The following is a 17,359-nucleotide window of genomic DNA, read 5'->3' on the forward strand; positions in this document are numbered from 1 at the left end:
TTGAAAGGCTCGTCAGAAAAGACGTGCACCGCTGGCAAAAGAGCCAGGTCTGACGCGTAAAGCAGATTTGTCTCGGTCGCGTGTGCGGCTTCGACGGTGAAGCATCAAGCGTTTTACGCAAATGCCATTAGCCCGGCTGAGAGCCGGGCTTAGGCAAGAAGCTTGCTACGAACGTCTGTGTATTAGTACAGACGAACGGCGCGGCGCTGTTCGCGCTGAACTTTCTTGGCGTGACGCTTAACAGCGGCTGCTGCTTTGCGCTTACGCTCAGAAGTTGGCTTCTCGTAAAATTCGCGGCTACGAACTTCAGCCAGTACACCGGCTTTTTCGCAGGAGCGCTTGAAACGACGCAGAGCTACGTCGAAGGGTTCGTTCTCTTTAACTTTGACGGCTGGCATCCAGAGCTACCTTCATTCATTACCGGGGTCAACATCCTCGCAGCCAAAGAGCACTTGAAGACGTCGGTTTTTAAGGGTTGCGGATGTTAACCCCTCATCGCTCGGAATGCAAAGCCTCTGATCGAAAACCGCTGGTCGGGGCATCACGCGGCGACTAGAATGCGCGCCTTCGAATTCAGCCTAAACAAGGCGCAAACCCATGCTAGTACTGGGATTAGAAACCTCCTGCGACGAAACCGGTGTCGCATTATATGACAGCGAGCGCGGCCTGCTGGCCGACGCACTGTTCAGCCAGATCGACCTGCACCGTGCCTATGGCGGCGTGGTGCCGGAGCTCGCCTCGCGTGACCACGTCAAACGCATGCTGCCCTTGATTCGTCAGGTGTTGGCCGAGGCTGACTGTGTGCCCACCGAGATCGATGCAATCGCCTATACCGCGGGTCCTGGCCTTGTTGGCGCGTTGCTGGTCGGTGCTTCCTGCGCTCAGGCTCTCGCGTTTGCCTGGGGCATTCCGGCGCTTGGCGTGCACCACATGGAAGGGCATTTGCTCGCGCCGATGCTGGAGCCAACTCCGCCGCAATCCCCGTTCGTCGCTTTGTTGGTCTCCGGTGGTCATACGCAGCTGGTTCAGGTCGATGGCATCGGCCAATACACCTTGCTCGGCGAGACACTCGATGATGCCGCCGGCGAAGCGTTCGACAAAACCGCGAAGATGATGGGCCTCAATTATCCGGGCGGCCCGGAAATCGCCAAGCTGGCAGAGAAGGGTATCGCCGGACGTTTCACCTTTCCGCGTCCGATGTGTGATCGCCCAGGTCTGCAATTCAGCTTCAGTGGTCTGAAAACCTCTGCTCTCAACGCCTGGCAGCAGTGCGTCAGCGCCGGGGACGACAACGAGCAAGCCCGTTGCGACATCGCGCTGGCGTTCCAGCAGGCCGTGGTGGAGACTTTGACCATCAAGTGCAAGCGTGCCCTGAAACAGGCAGGTATGAAGCGTCTAGTGATCGCTGGCGGCGTCAGTGCCAACAAGGCTCTGCGGGTTTCGCTGGAGAAGATGCTCGGCGACATGAAGGGCGATGTGTTTTACGCCCGTCCCGAATTCTGCACCGACAACGGCGCGATGATCGCGTTTGCCGGTTGCCAGCGTTTGCAGGCCGGTCAGCAGGAAAGTCTGGCGATCAGCGTGCAGGCGCGCTGGCCGATGGAGCAGTTGTCGGCGTTGTAATAATCGGGCATTTAAAAATGCCGTTCGCGCCCGGCAAACAGGTCGCGTAGATTGCCGCGGTGACGCCAGACGATCAGCAAGGTCAGTGCGCTCATCGGCAGCAGCGCCTCCGGTTCTCGCCAGGCCAGCAATGGCAGGGTCAGGGGCGTGGCGATCAGCGCCGCCAGTGAGCTGGTGCGGGTCAGGTAGAACGTCAGCAGCCAGGCACAAATAGCCAATAGTGCGGCGGGCGGATACAGACCCAGCAGCATGCCGGCAGCGGTGGCGACACCTTTGCCGCCACGGAAGCGGAAATACAGCGGGAACAGGTGACCGATTACGGCGCACACGCCGATCCACGCCTGATCTTGCAGCGAAAGGCCTGCCGCCGAGGCAATCAGCACCGGCACCAGGCCTTTGCACAGATCACCGAGCAGGGTCAGGATCGCCAGTTTGCGACCGGCCAGGCGCAGCATGTTGGTGGCGCCGGCATTGCCCGAACCACTCATTCGCGGGTCCGGATTACCGGTCAGGCGGCTGAGCAAAATGGCAAAGGACAGCGAGCCGAGCAGGTAGGCGAGAGTCGCCAGTAACCAAAACATGCTAACTATTCCGGGCGAGGACGCCCTGATTCTAACGGCGCATTGCGCCCTTGTCGTGCAGCGGAGAGAAGTGCTTGGACAGAGTGTTTATCGAGGGCCTGGAAGTCGATACCGTGATCGGTGCCTACGACTGGGAGCGCGGCATCCGACAGTGCCTGCGTCTTGATCTGAGCTTCGCCTGGGACAATCGCCCGGCCGCGGCCGGTGACGACCTGACCCTGGCGCTCGATTACGCCAGTGTTTCCACGCGAATTCAGGCGTTTGCCGAACAGGCGCAGTTTCAACTGGTCGAGACGTTCGCTGAGCGTCTGGTCGAAGTGCTGATGAGCGAATTCAATATCACGTGGGTACGCCTGAAGTTGACCAAGCCAGGCGCGGTGCCGGCTGCCAAGGGCGGCGTGGGTGTGGAGATCGAGCGCGGATGTCGCTGACTCAGGTCTATCTCGGGCTCGGTAGCAATATCGAACGCGAAACCCACTTGCGCGCAGGTCTCGATGCATTGGCGACGTTTCTGGTGGATATCCGCTGTTCGGCGGTGTTCGAAAGTCAGCCGGTGGGGATCAAGAGCGGGCCATTCTTCAACTTTGTGGTGTCGGCGTTTACTGACCTGCCGTTGGTAGAGCTGGATCGGCGCTTGAAACTCATTGAAGCGGATAACGGGCGCTATGCCCCGGATCGCAAAGGCCTGCCGCTGGATATCGACGTGTTGTTGTATGGCGATCTGGCAGGCAATTTCGACGGACTGGTGTTGCCGCGTGCAGAAATTCTGAAAAACGCCTTTGTGCTGTGGCCGTTGTCGCTGATTGCGCCGGATCGCGTGCATCCGGGTGTGGGAAAAAGCTTCGCGACGTTGTGGGCAGAGGCGCAGATTGAGCAGGTGTTGGCGCCAGTAGCGTTCGAGTGGCGCGGGCAGCAGCTCACGCCGTCGAATCTTTAAAGCAAAAGATCGCAGCCTTCGGCAGCTCCTACAGGAAAACACTTAATCCCATGTAGGAGCTGCCGCAGGCTCGGGCCGCGATCGGACGATCTTTTGATCTTGCTTCAGGCGTTCTCTTTGTAAGACTTCAAAGCCTTTAGCCGCTCACGCTTTAGCGCCTCACCCAGCTCCGGCCCCTTGAATCCCTTCTCCAGCAACGGTTGCACCGCGACTTCCCGCGCAACCTTGGCAGCGCCGCGCAAATAATCCGCCTGTGGATAACTTCGCTGTTCCAGCCCTTTGCGCCCTCGGGCGTCCATTTCGCACGCAGCGATAAACTCTTCAAAGCGCTGTGGCCGGCGATACACATCAAAGCTCTGCAACAATTCCAGCAACGTCGAAGCCTTCAACTCCAGGGCACGGTGCCCGTGGGTGTGGTACTTGCCGACGAGCAAGGCCAATTCCTGACAATCCTTCGGCGCTTTGAAGCGTTCGTTGACCGCTTTGATCAGCTTCAGTCCGGTGTGCTCATGGGCAATATGCCGAGGCCACTCTTCTTCCGGGGTCAGACCTTTACCGAGGTCATGCAGCAGGCAGGCCCAGCGTACGGTCAGCGGTTGTTGGTGCAGCGCTGATTGCTCCAGCACGCTAAGAGTGTGCAGACCGGTGTCGATTTCCGGGTGATGCGCCTCGGGTTGCGGCACTCCGAACAGCGCATCCACTTCCGGCATCAACACTTTCAGTGCGCCACAATCGCGAAGCACCTGAATGAATACCTGCGGCTGATCTTCCAGCAGTGCACGGGAGATTTCTTTCCAGCTGCGCTCAGCGGTCAACGCTTCCAGCTCACCGGATTCGCTGAGCTGACGCATCAGCTCCAGCGTTTCCGGCGCGACGGTAAAACCCAGTCCGGCATAGCGGGCAGCAAAGCGGGCAACGCGCAGTACGCGCAGGGGATCTTCGGCGAACGCCGGGGAAACGTGACGCAGAATCCGGGCTTCCAGATCGCGTTGGCCGTGGTAGGGGTCGGTCAGATTCTGCTGATCGTCCTCGGCCATGGCATTGATGGTCAGGTCGCGGCGAATCAGATCTTCTTCAAGCGTGACTTCGGGGCTGGCGTGAAAGGTAAAGCCGCCATAACCGCGACCGCTCTTGCGTTCGGTGCGGGCGAGGGCGTATTCCTCGCCGCTTTTGGGGTGCAGAAACACCGGAAAGTCCGACCCCACCGGGCGATAACCCTGGGCGAGCATTTCCTCGGTCGTCGCCCCAACAACCACCCAGTCGATATCAGTGACCGGTTTGCCCAGCAAGCGATCACGAACCGCACCGCCAACCTTGAAAATCTGCATAAAAAACCTCCGTTAGCCCGACAGGATAACCCTTGCGTCGGACTTTCGGAGGCCAGAAGCGTTTCAAAGATGAATGACGGCGAGGTCCAGTCGACCATAATCCCCTTCGCTGTGTTCACTGCGTGGCGGAACGTGATGGGTTTTCATGATCTGGTCGCCCTGCAGGGTTTCCAGGTGAATGTCGAAGCCCCACAATCGATGCAGGTGTTTGAGTACTTCTTCGGTGGAATCGCCCAACGGTTTGCGGTCATGTTGCTGATGGCGCAGGGTCAACGAGCGATCTCCGCGCCGATCGATGCTATAGATCTGCACGTTCGGTTCGCGGTTGCCGAGGTTGTATTGCGCGGCCAGGGTCTCGCGGATGATCCGGTAACCGGGTTCGTCATGAATCGCTGGCACCAACAAGTCATCCTTCTGGTCGTCATCCATGATGCTGAACAGTTTCAGATCGCGGATCACTTTTGGCGACAGATATTGCAGGATGAAACTCTCGTCCTTGAAGCTGCTCATGGCGAATTTGATGGTCGACAGCCAGTCGGTCCCGGCGATTTCCGGGAACCAGTGGCGATCCTCTTCGGTTGGCTCTTCACACATGCGCCGAATGTCGCGGTACATGGCGAAGCCCAACGCATAGGGGTTAATGCCGCTGTAATAGGGGCTGTCGAAACCTGGCTGAAACACCACGCTGGTGTGCGACGTCAGGAACTCCATCATGAAGCCGTCGGTGACCAGGCCCTCGTCGTACAGGTCGTTCATCAGCGTGTAGTGCCAGAACGTCGCCCAGCCTTCGTTCATCACTTGGGTCTGACGCTGCGGATAAAAGTACTGGGCGATCTTGCGTACGATGCGCACGATCTCGCGCTGCCAGGGCTCCAGCAACGGCGCGTGCTTCTCGATGAAGTAGAGAATGTTTTCCTGCGGCTCGGCCGGGAATCGCGCGTTGTCCTTATCGCTGTATTTGTCCGCGCCTTTGGGAATGGTGCGCCACAGATCGTTGATCTGCTTCTGCATGTGTTCTTCGCGATCCTTCTGCCGCCGGCGTTCCTCTTCGGCGGAAATCGGGTACGGACGCTTGTAGCGGTCGACCCCGTAGTTCATCAGCGCATGGCAGGAATCGAGCAAATCTTCCACGGCATCAATGCCGTGGCGTTCCTCGCACTGCATGATGTACTGCTTGGCAAACACCAGGTAATCGATGATCGAACTGGCATCGGTCCAAGTGCGGAACAGGTAATTGCCCTTGAAGAAACTGTTATGGCCATAGCAGGCGTGCGCCACCACCAGCGCCTGCATGCAGATGGTGTTTTCTTCCATCAGGTAGGCGATGCACGGATCCGAGTTGATCACGATCTCGTACGCCAGGCCCATCTGCCCGCGACTGTAGGATTTTTCTGTGCTGAGGAAGTGTTTGCCGTAGGACCAGTGGTGGTAACCCAGCGGCATGCCCACCGAGGCATAGGCGTCCATCATCTGCTCGGCGGTGATCACTTCGATCTGGTTGGGATAGGTGTCCAGCGCATAGCCGGCCGCGATACGGGCAATTTCGCGGTCGTAGGTCTGGATCAGCTCGAACGTCCATTCGGAGCCGGTGGAAATGGGTTGGCGCTTCTGCTCTTTGGCGGTCATGTCACTAACCTGCGCTGGAAGAGTTCACGGAAGACCGGATAGATATCCCCGGCCGAGACCAGTTGCTGCTGGGCAAAAGTGTCAGAAAAGGCTTCGGCGATGCGTTCGTACTCGTACCACAAGGCCTGATGTTCGCGCGGGGTGATCTCCACGTAAGTGTAGTACTGCACAAACGGCATGATCTGATTGATCAGGATGTCGCGGCATATAGGCGAGTCGTCGTTCCAGTTATCACCGTCCGAAGCCTGGGCCGCATAGATGTTCCACTCGTTGCTCGGATAGCGCTCGGCCATGATCTCCTGCATCAGCTTCAGCGCGCTGGAGACGATGGTGCCACCGGTTTCCCGCGAATAGAAAAACTCCTCTTCGTCGACTTCCCGGGCGCTGGTGTGGTGGCGGATGAACACCACGTCGATCTTGTCGTAGTTCCGTTTCAAGAACAGGTACAACAGGATGAAAAAGCGTTTGGCGATGTCCTTGGTCGCCTGGGTCATGGAGCCGGAAACGTCCATCAGGCAGAACATCACGGCTTTCGAGCTTGGGTTCGGTTGTTTGATCAGCAAGTTGTATTTCAGGTCGAACGTATCGAGGAACGGCACGCGATGGATGCGCGCGCTGAGTTTCTCAACTTCTGCCTCAAGTTCCTGAATATCGCCGAAATTGTCTGGCTCTTCGCGTCTCAGTCGTTCGAGTTCTTCTTTGACTTCGCGCAGTTTCGCCCGGCTGCTGCCGGACAGGGCGATGCGCCGTGCATGCGCCGAGCGCAAGGTGCGGATGATATTGATGCGCGAAGGGTTGCCTTCGTTACTGATACCCGCGCGCACGGTTTTGAAGGTGTCGGTGCCGCTGAGATTGCGTTTGACCAGGTTGGGCAGTTCGAGGTCTTCGAACATGAATTCGAGGAATTCTTCCTGAGTGATCTGGAAGACGAATTCATCCATGCCCTCGCCGGAGTTACCGGCCTTGCCGGGACCACGTCCGCCGCCACCGCCCGGTGGTCGGGCAATATGTTCGCCGGCGGTGAATTCCTTGTTGCCGGGATGAACCACGGTCTGCTTGCCCCCGCGGCCATGGTGAAGCACCGGTTCGTCGATGTCGCGACCGGGAATACTGATCTGTTCGCCGTGCTCCATATCGGTAATGGAGCGCCGGCTGACCGCCTCTTCGACGGCCTTCTTGATGTGGTCACGGTAACGCCGCAGAAAGCGCTGGCGGTTTACCGTGCTCTTGTTCTTGCCATTCAGACGTCGGTCGATCACATAACTCATAGGAAGCCCTCCGGGCAGCTTCAAGTTGTGAGCTTCAAGCTGCAAGTAAAAGCAGTTTCCCGGGCATCACTGGGTTACGCGCTTTGTTCTTGCAGCTTGTAGCTAGAAGCTTGCAGCTGCTTCACTGCGACTTCCGTACCCGTAGGTACCATTCGGAAAGAAGCCGTACCTGTTTGTCGGTGTAGCCGCGTTCGACCATTCGAGTGACGAAGTCGTTGTGCTTCTGTTGATCCTCCTTGCTGGCCTTGGCGTTGAAGCTGATGACTGGCAGCAGATCTTCAGTGTTCGAGAACATTTTCTTCTCGATGACCACGCGCAGTTTTTCGTAGCTGAGCCAGGTCGGGTTCTTGCCGTTGTTGTTGGCCCGGGCGCGCAGGACGAAGTTGACGATTTCGTTGCGGAAATCCTTCGGATTGCTGATGCCGGCGGGTTTTTCGATTTTCTCCAGTTCTTCGTTCAGCGCGACGCGGTTGAGGATCTCGCCGGTTTCCGGATCGCGGTATTCCTGATCCTGAATCCAGAAGTCCGCATACAGCACGTAGCGATCGAAGATGTTCTGGCCGTATTCGCTGTAAGACTCGAGGTAGGCAGTCTGGATCTCTTTGCCGATGAACTCGATATAACGCGGAGCCAGATATTCCTTCAGGTAGCGCAGATAGCGCTCGCGGGTTTCGGCCTGGAATTGTTCCTGTTCGATCTGCTGTTCCAGCACGTAGAGCAGGTGCACCGGGTTGGCGGCGATTTCATGCGGATCGAAGTTGAAAACCTTGGACAGGATCTTGAACGCGAAGCGGGTCGACAGACCGTTCATGCCTTCGTCGACGCCCGCCGAGTCGCGGTATTCCTGAATCGACTTGGCTTTCGGATCGGTGTCTTTGAGGTTTTCGCCGTCGTAGACGCGCATCTTCGAATAGATATTGGAGTTTTCCGGCTCCTTGAGGCGTGACAGCACAGTGAACTGCGCCAGCATTTTCAGGGTGTCAGGCGCGCAATGGGCCTTGGCCAGAGAACTGTTGAAGAGCAGTTTGTCGTAGATCTTCACTTCGTCGCTGACACGCAGGCAATACGGCACTTTGACGATGTAGATCCGGTCGATAAACGCTTCGTTGTTCTTGTTGTTGCGGAAGGTGTGCCATTCCGATTCGTTGGAGTGGGCGAGCAGGATCCCGGTGAACGGAATCGCGCCAAGACCTTCGGTACTGTTGTAGTTGCCTTCCTGAGTGGCGGTCAGCAATGGGTGCAGCACCTTGATCGGTGCCTTGAACATTTCGACGAATTCCATCAGGCCTTGGTTGGCCCGGCACAGCGCACCGGAGTAGCTGTAGGCGTCGGCGTCGTTCTGTGGGTATTCCTCGAGTTTGCGGATGTCGACTTTACCGACCAGCGCCGAGATGTCCTGGTTGTTCTCGTCGCCTGGTTCGGTTTTGGCCACGGCGATCTGGTTGAGGATCGACGGGTACAGTTTGACCACGCGGAACTGACTGATGTCGCCGCCGAACTCGGCCAGGCGTTTGGTTGCCCATGGCGACATGATGGTGTTCAGGTAGCGCCGTGGGATACCGAAGTCTTCTTCGAGGATCGCGCCATCTTCGGTGGCGTTGAACAGACCCAGCGGCGACTCGAACACAGGCGAGCCCTTGATCGCGTAGAAGGGCACTTTCTCGATCAGCTGTTTCAGCTTCTCGGCCAAAGACGATTTACCGCCACCGACGGGGCCGAGCAGATAGAGGATCTGTTTCTTCTCTTCCAGGCCTTGGGCGGCGTGGCGGAAATACGAGACGATCTGGTCGATGCATTCTTCCATCCCGTGGAAGTCTTCAAAGGCCGGATAGCGGCGGATCACCTTGTTGGAGAAGATGCGGGACAGCCTCGAGTTGGTCGAGGTGTCGAGCAGTTCCGGTTCGCCGATCGCCAGCAATAGACGCTCAGCGGCGGAAACGTAGGCGCTACGGTCTTTCTTGCACAGCTCCAGGTACTCTTGCAGCGAGAGTTCTTCCTGGCGTGTGGACTCGAAGCGTTGTTGGAAGTGGCTAAAGATACTCATGACGTCACCTCGCTCGATACGTGGAGCCGACGCCGGATCACTCAGTCGATGCTGGCAAACAACCGTTTTGGCAGCTGTTTGTTTACCCCCCAGAACACTTCCACGATCGACAATCGCGAAAGTCACTCCCGATGACCCGTGCGCCGGTGTACCGGCTCTCCCCTGTTTTGGATGGCCTGGGCTTAAGGATAGTTGGGAATTCGGGAGGTAAAGGCGAGATACGTAATTAGTTGTGGCAAGACCGTTCGTCTGCCCGCGCAGGCCCACGGCAGCCGGGGCCTGCGCGTTGCAAAAAAATTATTCGGCGGTGCCTTGGGCGGTTTCCGCAGGATAAGTCGAACGCCACAGCTCGAAGCCGCCGTCCATGCTGTAGACGTCGGAAAAGCCTTGGCTGATCAGATAGGCCGCAGCGCCCTGACTGGAGTTGCCGTGGTAACAGACGACCACGGTCGGTGCATCAAGGTCTGCGCCCTGGATGAAGGCATGCAGCGAGTGATTGTCCAGATGCTTCGAGCCGCTGATGTGCAGGGCGGCGAAAGTCGCCGGGTCGCGAACGTCGACGACGACCGCGCCTTGTTCACGTAGGGCTTGGGCCTGTTCAGGGGGGATTCGTTTGAATTCGCTCATGGCGGGTTCCTGTTGCTCGGCTTTTAATGCGCAGTTTAACGCGGTGCGTTGGCTGGCGAAGTTTCGGGGATAAATGGTGCGACGGTTGGGGCGAGTCCGCCGTGATCGTCGCATTTGCACGACAGGCGTTCGCCGCTGTCGACGTTCATCAGGGTCAGGCTGCCGCCCCAGACACAACCGGTGTCCAGCGCGGAAATGCCCGGCTCGTGGATATTGCCTTCGAGTGCCGCCCAGTGACCAAAGATGATGCGCAGGCCCTTGGTCTTGCGTTCTTTGTGCTGGAACCAGGGTTTGTAACCGGCTGGTGCGGTATCTAGGCCTTCCTTGCTTTTGAGGTCGAGTTTGCCTTCGGCGGTGCAGAAACGCATGCGCGTGAAATAGTTGGTGATGACGCGCAAGCGGGTCACACCTTTGAGATCGTTGTCCCATTTCGCCGGATCGTTGCCGTACATGCCGTCGAGGTAGGCGGGGAACAGATTGTCGTCGCGCAGGGCAGATTCGACTTCGGCGGCGCACTTCAACGCGCGGTTCAGCGACCATTGCGGCGGAATACCGGCATGCACCATGGCGACGTCGCGAGTTTCATCGTAATGCATCAGCTTTTGCTGGCGTACCCATTCGAGCAGCTCGGCGCTGTCCGGTGCCTCGAGAATCTCACGCAAGGTGTCCGACTTCTTCAAACGCTCGATATTTTTTGCCGCTGCCAGCAGGTGCAGGTCATGGTTGCCGAGCACGCAGACCAGCGATTCACGCATGCCATACAGAAAGCGCAGTGTTTCCAGTGATTGCGGGCCACGGTTGACCAGATCACCGACCAGCCACAGGCGATCGAGCTTGGGGTCGAACGCCACTTGCTTGAGCAGGCATTTCAGCGGTTCGAGGCAGCCCTGCAGGTCGCCGACGGCATACGTCGCCATCAGTGCAAGGCTCCGGGTACGGCGAGGCGGAAAGGTTTGATGACGGCGTCGAAGTGTTTGCCATCGGTGGCGACCATTTCGTAGGTGCCCTGCATGGTGCCGACCTTGGTGGTCATCACCGTGCCGCTGCTGTAGGTGTGGCTCTGGCCGGCGTCGATCAACGGTTGCTGACCGACTACCCCGGCACCGCGCACCTCTTCCACGTGGCCGTCGCCATCGGTGATCACCCAGTGTCGCGACATCAGGCGCGCGGGCTGCTCACCATTGTTCTGCACGGTGATGGTGTAGGTGAAAGCGAAGCGGTCGTGCTCGGGTTGCGATTGGTCTGCCAGATAGCGGGTAACGACACTGACATCGACCTGGTAACGGGAATCGGACATGCAAAAGGCCTTAAACGAAGCGGAACGCGGGGCGTAGCTGATGGGGAATCAGTCTAGGCAAGTATCGGGCAGTAAACCAGAGTGGCGTCCTGCCCGATAGCGTTGATCGTTTGTCAGTCAGCGGCAGGGGAGGCCGGGACCTGAATGGCGAGCTGGTCGGCCAGGCGCACGAACGCGGCCAGATCCAGTTGTTCCGGACGCAGACTGCCATCGACGCCGGCTGCTTCGATCTCGGCATTGCTCAGCAGTTGCTTGAGCGTGTTGCGCAGGGTCTTGCGGCGTTGGTTGAATGCCTCGCGCACTACGCGCTCCAGCAACTTGTGATCCTTGGCCGGGTGCGGCAGCACAGCGTGAGGCACCAGCCGCACGATGGCCGAGTCGACTTTCGGCGGCGGATTGAACGCGCCCGGGCCGACGTTGAACAGGTGTTCCACGCGGCAATGGTATTGAACCATGATCGACAGGCGACCCCAGTCACCACCACCAGGACCCGCAGCGAGACGCTCGACCACCTCTTTCTGCAGCATGAAGTGCATGTCGCGAATGATGCCAGCGTTGTTCAGCAGGTGAAAAATCAGTGGCGTGGAGATGTTGTACGGCAGGTTGCCGACCACACGCAGGCTGTTCGGTGCGGCGTTGAGCGTATTGAAGTCAAACTTCAATGCATCGCCCTGATGCAGGTTGAAGTTGCTCTTGCCGGCAAACTGCTGGTTGAGAATCGGGATCAGATCCTTGTCCAGTTCCACCACGTCGAGCTGCGCGCCGGAATTGAGCAGGCCGGCAGTCAGTGCGCCCTGGCCCGGGCCGATTTCCAGCAGGCGGTCTTCGGACTTGGCGCTGATGGAGCGCAGGATGCGGTCGATAACGCCAGCATCGTGCAGGAAGTTCTGGCCAAAGCGTTTGCGCGCCTTGTGTTGGTATTGCTCGGTCATAAACGGGTCTCGGCCATCTGGTAGGCGGTTTCCAGGGCGACTTGCAGGCTGCCGGTGTCGATCTTGCCGCTGCCAGCCAGGTCCAGGGCAGTGCCATGGTCGACCGACGTGCGGATGATCGGCAAACCCAGGGTCACGTTGACGGCAGCGCCGAAGCCTTTGTACTTAAGCACGGGCAAGCCCTGGTCGTGGTACATCGCCAGCACTGCGTCGCAGTGCTCCAGATATTTTGGGGTAAACAGAGTGTCGGCAGGCAGCGGGCCACGAAGGTCCATGCCCTCGCCGCGCAGGCGCTCTAAGGTGGGTTCTATGATGTCGATTTCTTCATGGCCCAGGTGTCCGCCTTCACCCGCGTGCGGGTTGAGCCCGCAGACGAGGATGCGTGGCTGAGCGATGCCGAATTTGTTTTGCAGATCGCTGTGCAGAATCCGTGTGACCCGCTCCAGCCGTTCTGGCGTGATCGCATCGGCGATGTCACGCAGGGGCAGGTGAGTGGTGACCAGTGCGACGCGCAAACCGCGTGTCGCCAGCATCATCACGACCTGTGCGGTGTGGGTCAGGTCAGCCAGGAATTCCGTGTGCCCGGAGAACGCGATGCCTGACTCGTTGATCACGCCCTTGTGCACCGGGGCTGTGATCATCGCGGCGAAGTCGCCGTTCAGGCAGCCGTTGCCGGCGCGAGTCAGGGTTTCAAGGACGAAAGCGGCATTGGCCTTGTCCAGTTGCCCAGCAACCACGGGGGCGCTGAGCGGAGTATCCCAGACATACAGGCTGTTGGCGGGCGCCGGGGCGTCCGGCCAGTGATTCGGGCCGACATCCAGCAGATTGACGGCCAGCCCCAGCTGCGCGGCCCGCTCTTTGAGCAGGTCGCGGCTGGTGATGGCAATCAGGGGATGCGGCTGGGCTTGCGAGGCGAGCAGCAGGCACAGGTCGGGACCGATGCCGGCTGGTTCGCCGGGTGTCAGCGCGAAACGCTGGGGTTTCACTGCGCTGCCTGGTCTGCACCAGGGAGTTTGATCTCTACATACGCTTCGTCACGGATCTGACGCAGCCAGGTTTGCAGCTCTTCGTCGTATTTGCGGTTACGCAGTACGGTCATGGCTTGCTGCTCGCGGGCTTGTTCGGTGCTGTCGGTGGCGCGGCGGCCAAGGACTTCGAGAACGTGCCAGCCATATTGGGTCTGGAATGGCTTGGACAGCTGACCTTGTGGGGTCTTGGCCATCACTTCGCGGAATTCCGGCACCAGTGCATTCGGGTCGATCCAGTTCAGGTCGCCGCCGTTGAGGGCCGAGCCTGGGTCTTCGGAGAAGTTTTTCGCCAATTCGGCAAAGTCTTCACCGGCCAGTATGCGTTCGTACAGCGATTGCACCAGCGCCTGAGTTTTGGCTTCGTCGCGGATCGGACTCGGCTTGACCAGGATGTGGCGTACATGCACTTCGTCACGCATCTGCGCTTCGCCACCACGTTTTGCCAGCAGCTTCAGAATGATGAAGCCACCCGGCGTGCGTGCAGGTTGAGTGATGTCGCCGACAGCCATGCTGCTCAGCTCACGGTCGAACGGCGGTGGCAATTGAGCGGCTTTACGCCAGCCCATGTCGCCGCCTTCCAGGGCGTTGTCGCTGCCGGACTTGGCAACGGCCATTTGACCGAAGTCAGCGCCCTGCTTGAGCTGCTGGTAAACCTCCATGGCCTGACGGGCAGCGCTCTGGATTGCATCAGAGTTGGCGCTTTCCGGCGTCGGGATCAGGATGTTGGCCAGGTGCAGTTCTTCGGACAGTTGCATCTTGCCCAGGTCGGAGGCGAGGAAGTTCTTCACTTCCTGTTCCGATACCTGAATGCGTTCTGCCACACGGCGCTGACGCACACGGCTGATGATCATTTCGCGCTTGATCTGATCACGGGCGTCGTCATAGTTCAGACCGTCACGAGCCAGAGCACCACGAAACTGCTCAACCGTCATGTTGTTGCGCTGAGCAATGGTGCCGACAGCCTGGTTCAGTTCTTCATCGGTGATGCGGATGCCGGAACGTTCACCGATCTGCAGTTGCAGATTCTCGACGATCAGGCGCTCAAGCACCTGCTGATCCAGCACGCCTGGAGGTGGCGAGCCACCGCCACGTTTGGCGATGGTCTGCTGAACTTCGTGGACACGTTGATCCAGCTGGCTCTGCATGACCACGTCGTTGTCGACGATGGCAACCACTTTATCGATGGACTGTACGGCGGCGTTGGCCGCCGTACCCAGGAACAGCGCGCCCAGCATCAGCGGGCGCAGACAATCAGAAAGCTTGGTCTTCACGTTCACGATAACCTTGAATGCCTTTGTCGAGGAAGCTCTCTACCTTGGCGCCAGTGAGGCCGCCGAGTCCCTTCAGAACAATTTGGAGGAAGACGCCATGGTCGCCTTTTTCGTTTTGCGGAGCTTCCTGACTGAATTCGTCGTAGGAAACCCAGTAACGGTTGATCAGGCGCAATTTCCAGCAGCAGTTGTCGTACTCGAAACCACCGAAGGCTTCCAGCGTACGGTTGCGGTTGTAGTCGTACTGCCAGCGGCTGATCGCGCTCCACTGTGGAACGATCGGCCAGATGACCGAGAAATCATGCTGCTGGATCTTGTAGTAGTCCTTCACATAGCCAGGGGTGCCCGGGGTGCCGTAGTCACCACCGCCCACCGACCACTTACCGGTGTTCTGGTCGTAACGGACCTGGTCGTTGCGATAGCGATAGCCGAGGTTGACGACCTTGTTCGGGTTGTCTTCAGGCTGATAGTGGAACATCGCACTGCCGGAACGCGGGCTGCGGCTGTCCGGATCCCAGTTGTAGTCGGCAGTGGTGCGCCAATCGCGGTTCCAGCGGTATTCGTATTCCAGCGCGTATGGCGAGACATTCGCGTTGGCGTCGTCACGGGTTTTGGCGTCGATACCTGGCAGTTGCACTTCACGATTCTTGAAGTAATAGGCCTGGCCGACACTGATGCGCTGACGCTCGAAACCGTCATCTTCGATCCAGCGGCTGGTCACGCCCAGCGACAGCTTGTTCTCGTCGCCGATACGGTCGGAGCCCGAGAAGCGGTTGTCACGGAACAGCGAAGCGTAGTTGAAGGTGTATTCGCTGGAGTCGAACACTGGAATGTCTTCCTGATCAACCTCGGGTACATAGAGGTAGAACAGACGAGGCTCCAGGGTCTGGCGGTAGTTTTTGCCGAAGAACGACGTGTTGCGGTCGAAGTACAGGCCGCTGTCGATGCTGGCAATCGGTACGCCGCGGTTCTGGCTGCTGTCGAACTCACCGTTGAGTTTCTTCTGCTCGGCAGTCATCGCATCGATCTGCGATTTGCCGGTGCCGTCCAGATCCAGTTGGTACTGGGTGTACTGATACTTCAGGGATGGCTTCAGGAAGCCATACGTCCAGTTCATCGGCAGGCTGACGCCCGGCTTCAGATTCAGACGATCACCGTTAGCGCGGGCCAAGCCCACAACGTTGGTGTCCAGACGAGGCGAAATGTTGCCATCTTCGTCGGTGAAGGTGCCGTTTTCCAGGTCACGGTCAAAGCGAACCAGCTCGGTCTCGTAATCGAATCTCAGACCTTCCGGATGATACGGCAGACTACCGTTGAAGGTGATCTGCGGCAGTCGGCCGTACGGAGTGATGTTCGAAACGGTAGCCAGTTGGTACTGCTGGGCGTTCAGGCGCGCGGTGTAGTTATCACCACGATAGGTCACCGAACCCTGCTGATTGACAAAATCTTCGCTCTTCACGCCGATCTGATCAGTGGTCAGATCCTGGAAGTAGTAAGGATCGCTGATCTTGGTGTAGTCAACCTGAGTGAGTACACGCGAGTCCAGGCCGCCCTTGTGCTGCCAGTTGTACATGTAGCGGTTTTTTTCGTAATCGGTCTGCTTGCTGCGATCAGTATCTTCGTCGTTCAGATACGCGGCGCCGAACTGACCTTCACTCGACTTGGTCAGGTAACGGAATTCGCCTTCGACCAGCATGCCGCGCTTGCTCATGTAACGCGGATACAACGTGGCATCGTAGTTCGGCGCCAGGTTGAAGTAGTACGGGGTTACCAGCATGAAGCCGGTGTCGCTGCCGGTGCCGATGGTCGGCGGCAGGAAGCCCGACTGACGACGGTCGTCGATCGGGAAGTAGATGTACGGCGTGTAAAGGATAGGAATGTCTTTTACGCGCAGCGTCACGTTGGTCGCGGTACCGAAGCCGGTGGCCGGGTTCAAGGTGATGTTGTTGCCCTTGAGCTGCCAGGCGTTGCTGTTCGGTTCGCACGTGGTGTATGTGCCGTCCTTCAAGCGGATGATCGCGTTCTCGGCGCGCTTGGCGTACAGCGCGTTACCGCGGATGCGCGATTTGTGCATCACGTACTCGGCGTTGTCGACCTTGGCTTCACCAGTGTCGAGTTGCACGTCAGCGTGGTCGCCGACGATCAGCGCGCCGTTGTCACGGATACGCACGTCGCCATTGAGTTCGGCGCGGCTCTCGGCCTGGTACAGGCTGGCCTCGTCGGACTCGACCTGCATGCTGCCCTGACGCAGGACCACGTCACCGGCCAGCTTGCCGACTTGATCATCGGTGTTATAGCGCGAGGCTTTTGCGCCGATAAAGGTAGGAGCATCGCTTTTGTTCGTCTTGTCATTCATGCCAGGACGAGTCGGCTCGATGTAGGCACCCGAGCAATACGGGCCGGTCTCGGCCAATTGGGCGGCGGTGAGTTTCTCGCGCGGAACCCAGTCGAGGTGACTGAAGTCTTCGCTACGGGATTTCAGGCCACGGCCCTTGGCTTCGGTGACCAGTGCCGTTTTAGGGGCTGTGTCGGCAGCCGCACCGTTCTCGCTCGCCGCCTCGCCGGTGGCGCTGACGGCACTGCCGTCATGCACTGGACGTGGCGGCAAGGCTGCAGCGGTTGACTTGGGCGCACAGGCCCAACCACCCGAAGCCGAGACGGAGCAGTCATACTGCTCGGCGGCAACAACGAATTGACTGGCCAGAGGTTGCATAGCCAGCAGACTGCCGGTTACCAACAACGGAAATTTTTTACGAAACGCGGGGGATTTCAATGCCATCTTATTAGTCCGGGCTTC

At 58.7% G+C, this 17,359-nt stretch carries 16 protein-coding genes; 3 read left to right on the top strand and 13 right to left on the bottom strand.

From position 1 onward, the window contains the following. Positions 1–182 precede the first annotated feature (182 nt). Positions 183–398, bottom strand: a complete 216-nt coding sequence (gene rpsU, locus EJA71_RS00080; RefSeq protein ID WP_002551877.1) for a 30S ribosomal protein S21 — start codon at positions 396–398, stop codon at positions 183–185. A gap of 199 nt (positions 399–597) precedes the next feature. Between rpsU and tsaD the strand changes: the two genes are divergently transcribed. Continuing rightward, complete coding sequence (gene tsaD, locus EJA71_RS00085) at positions 598–1,623, top strand: tRNA (adenosine(37)-N6)-threonylcarbamoyltransferase complex transferase subunit TsaD (RefSeq protein ID WP_158953235.1); 1,026 nt, start codon at positions 598–600, stop codon at positions 1,621–1,623. 11 nt (positions 1,624–1,634) lie between these two features. Here tsaD and plsY read toward each other — a convergent pair whose 3' ends face one another. After that, on the bottom strand, positions 1,635–2,204 hold the full coding sequence (gene plsY, locus EJA71_RS00090) for a glycerol-3-phosphate 1-O-acyltransferase PlsY (protein ID WP_158953237.1): 570 nt from the start codon (positions 2,202–2,204) through the stop codon (positions 1,635–1,637). A gap of 74 nt (positions 2,205–2,278) precedes the next feature. Here plsY and folB point away from each other — a divergent pair, with 74 nt between their 5' ends. Continuing rightward, the gene (gene folB / locus EJA71_RS00095; protein WP_158953239.1) at positions 2,279–2,635 is read left to right on the top strand and encodes a dihydroneopterin aldolase; all 357 of its coding nucleotides are present in this window, start codon (positions 2,279–2,281) and stop codon (positions 2,633–2,635) included. Further along, positions 2,626–3,141: a 2-amino-4-hydroxy-6-hydroxymethyldihydropteridine diphosphokinase gene (folK, locus tag EJA71_RS00100; RefSeq protein WP_158953241.1), complete on the top strand. Its 516-nt coding sequence runs from the start codon at positions 2,626–2,628 to the stop codon at positions 3,139–3,141. The genes folB and folK overlap by 10 nt, the downstream gene beginning before the upstream one ends. 104 nt (positions 3,142–3,245) lie before the next feature. Here the strand turns inward: folK and EJA71_RS00105 are convergent, their stop codons facing one another. From EJA71_RS00105 to EJA71_RS00155, 11 genes are all read right to left on the bottom strand, one after another. After that, entirely contained in the window at positions 3,246–4,469 is a 1,224-nt protein-coding gene (locus EJA71_RS00105; protein WP_158953243.1) for a multifunctional CCA addition/repair protein, read from the bottom strand. A 63-nt stretch (positions 4,470–4,532) separates the two neighbouring features. Beyond that, entirely contained in the window at positions 4,533–6,095 is a 1,563-nt protein-coding gene (locus EJA71_RS00110) for a SpoVR family protein (RefSeq protein WP_158953245.1), read from the bottom strand. Further along, entirely contained in the window at positions 6,092–7,363 is a 1,272-nt protein-coding gene (locus EJA71_RS00115) for a YeaH/YhbH family protein (protein ID WP_158953247.1), read from the bottom strand. The genes EJA71_RS00110 and EJA71_RS00115 overlap by 4 nt, the downstream gene beginning before the upstream one ends. Before the next feature lie 121 nt (positions 7,364–7,484). Continuing rightward, the gene (locus EJA71_RS00120) at positions 7,485–9,407 is read right to left on the bottom strand and encodes a PrkA family serine protein kinase (protein WP_007910115.1); all 1,923 of its coding nucleotides are present in this window, start codon (positions 9,405–9,407) and stop codon (positions 7,485–7,487) included. Between the two features lie 297 nt (positions 9,408–9,704). Then, positions 9,705–10,034, bottom strand: coding sequence for a thiosulfate sulfurtransferase GlpE (glpE, locus tag EJA71_RS00125; protein ID WP_158953249.1), 330 nt, complete (start codon positions 10,032–10,034; stop codon positions 9,705–9,707). A gap of 35 nt (positions 10,035–10,069) precedes the next feature. Further along, positions 10,070–10,951 carry a symmetrical bis(5'-nucleosyl)-tetraphosphatase gene (locus tag EJA71_RS00130; RefSeq protein ID WP_158953251.1) on the bottom strand — a complete coding sequence of 294 codons (882 nt, stop codon included), beginning with the start codon at positions 10,949–10,951 and terminating at the stop codon, positions 10,070–10,072. Further along, positions 10,951–11,331 carry a Co2+/Mg2+ efflux protein ApaG gene (apaG, locus tag EJA71_RS00135; RefSeq protein ID WP_158953253.1) on the bottom strand — a complete coding sequence of 127 codons (381 nt, stop codon included), beginning with the start codon at positions 11,329–11,331 and terminating at the stop codon, positions 10,951–10,953. Before apaG ends, EJA71_RS00130 begins: the two co-directional genes overlap by 1 nt. Positions 11,332–11,444: 113 nt before the next feature. Beyond that, positions 11,445–12,263, bottom strand: coding sequence for a 16S rRNA (adenine(1518)-N(6)/adenine(1519)-N(6))-dimethyltransferase RsmA (gene rsmA / locus EJA71_RS00140; RefSeq protein ID WP_102900136.1), 819 nt, complete (start codon positions 12,261–12,263; stop codon positions 11,445–11,447). Further along, on the bottom strand, positions 12,260–13,249 hold the full coding sequence (gene pdxA, locus EJA71_RS00145) for a 4-hydroxythreonine-4-phosphate dehydrogenase PdxA (RefSeq protein WP_158953255.1): 990 nt from the start codon (positions 13,247–13,249) through the stop codon (positions 12,260–12,262). The genes rsmA and pdxA overlap by 4 nt, the downstream gene beginning before the upstream one ends. Then, positions 13,246–14,568, bottom strand: coding sequence for a peptidylprolyl isomerase SurA (gene surA, locus EJA71_RS00150; RefSeq protein WP_178113630.1), 1,323 nt, complete (start codon positions 14,566–14,568; stop codon positions 13,246–13,248). The genes pdxA and surA overlap by 4 nt, the downstream gene beginning before the upstream one ends. After that, a complete protein-coding gene (locus EJA71_RS00155) occupies positions 14,543–17,341 on the bottom strand; it encodes an LPS-assembly protein LptD (RefSeq protein WP_158953259.1) in 2,799 nt (932 codons plus the stop codon). Before EJA71_RS00155 ends, surA begins: the two co-directional genes overlap by 26 nt. Positions 17,342–17,359 lie beyond the last annotated feature (18 nt).

It is taken from the genome of Pseudomonas sp. PB106, assembly GCF_009764645.1.
Lineage (GTDB): Bacteria > Pseudomonadota > Gammaproteobacteria > Pseudomonadales > Pseudomonadaceae > Aquipseudomonas.

What these genes read in the sequence shown, in the direction of transcription:
- rpsU (WP_002551877.1), bottom strand. Translation starts at nt 398, where the DNA reads ATGCCAGCCGTCAAAGTTAAAGAGAACGAACCCTTCGACGTAGCTCTG.
- tsaD (WP_158953235.1), top strand. Translation starts at nt 598, where the DNA reads ATGCTAGTACTGGGATTAGAAACCTCCTGCGACGAAACCGGTGTCGCA.
- plsY (WP_158953237.1), bottom strand. Translation starts at nt 2,204, where the DNA reads ATGTTTTGGTTACTGGCGACTCTCGCCTACCTGCTCGGCTCGCTGTCC.
- folK (WP_158953241.1), top strand. Translation starts at nt 2,626, where the DNA reads ATGTCGCTGACTCAGGTCTATCTCGGGCTCGGTAGCAATATCGAACGC.
- EJA71_RS00105 (WP_158953243.1), bottom strand. Translation starts at nt 4,469, where the DNA reads ATGCAGATTTTCAAGGTTGGCGGTGCGGTTCGTGATCGCTTGCTGGGC.
- EJA71_RS00110 (WP_158953245.1), bottom strand. Translation starts at nt 6,095, where the DNA reads ATGACCGCCAAAGAGCAGAAGCGCCAACCCATTTCCACCGGCTCCGAA.
- EJA71_RS00115 (WP_158953247.1), bottom strand. Translation starts at nt 7,363, where the DNA reads ATGAGTTATGTGATCGACCGACGTCTGAATGGCAAGAACAAGAGCACG.
- EJA71_RS00120 (WP_007910115.1), bottom strand. Translation starts at nt 9,407, where the DNA reads ATGAGTATCTTTAGCCACTTCCAACAACGCTTCGAGTCCACACGCCAG.
- glpE (WP_158953249.1), bottom strand. Translation starts at nt 10,034, where the DNA reads ATGAGCGAATTCAAACGAATCCCCCCTGAACAGGCCCAAGCCCTACGT.
- EJA71_RS00130 (WP_158953251.1), bottom strand. Translation starts at nt 10,951, where the DNA reads ATGGCGACGTATGCCGTCGGCGACCTGCAGGGCTGCCTCGAACCGCTG.
- apaG (WP_158953253.1), bottom strand. Translation starts at nt 11,331, where the DNA reads ATGTCCGATTCCCGTTACCAGGTCGATGTCAGTGTCGTTACCCGCTAT.
- rsmA (WP_102900136.1), bottom strand. Translation starts at nt 12,263, where the DNA reads ATGACCGAGCAATACCAACACAAGGCGCGCAAACGCTTTGGCCAGAAC.
- EJA71_RS00155 (WP_158953259.1), bottom strand. Translation starts at nt 17,341, where the DNA reads ATGGCATTGAAATCCCCCGCGTTTCGTAAAAAATTTCCGTTGTTGGTA.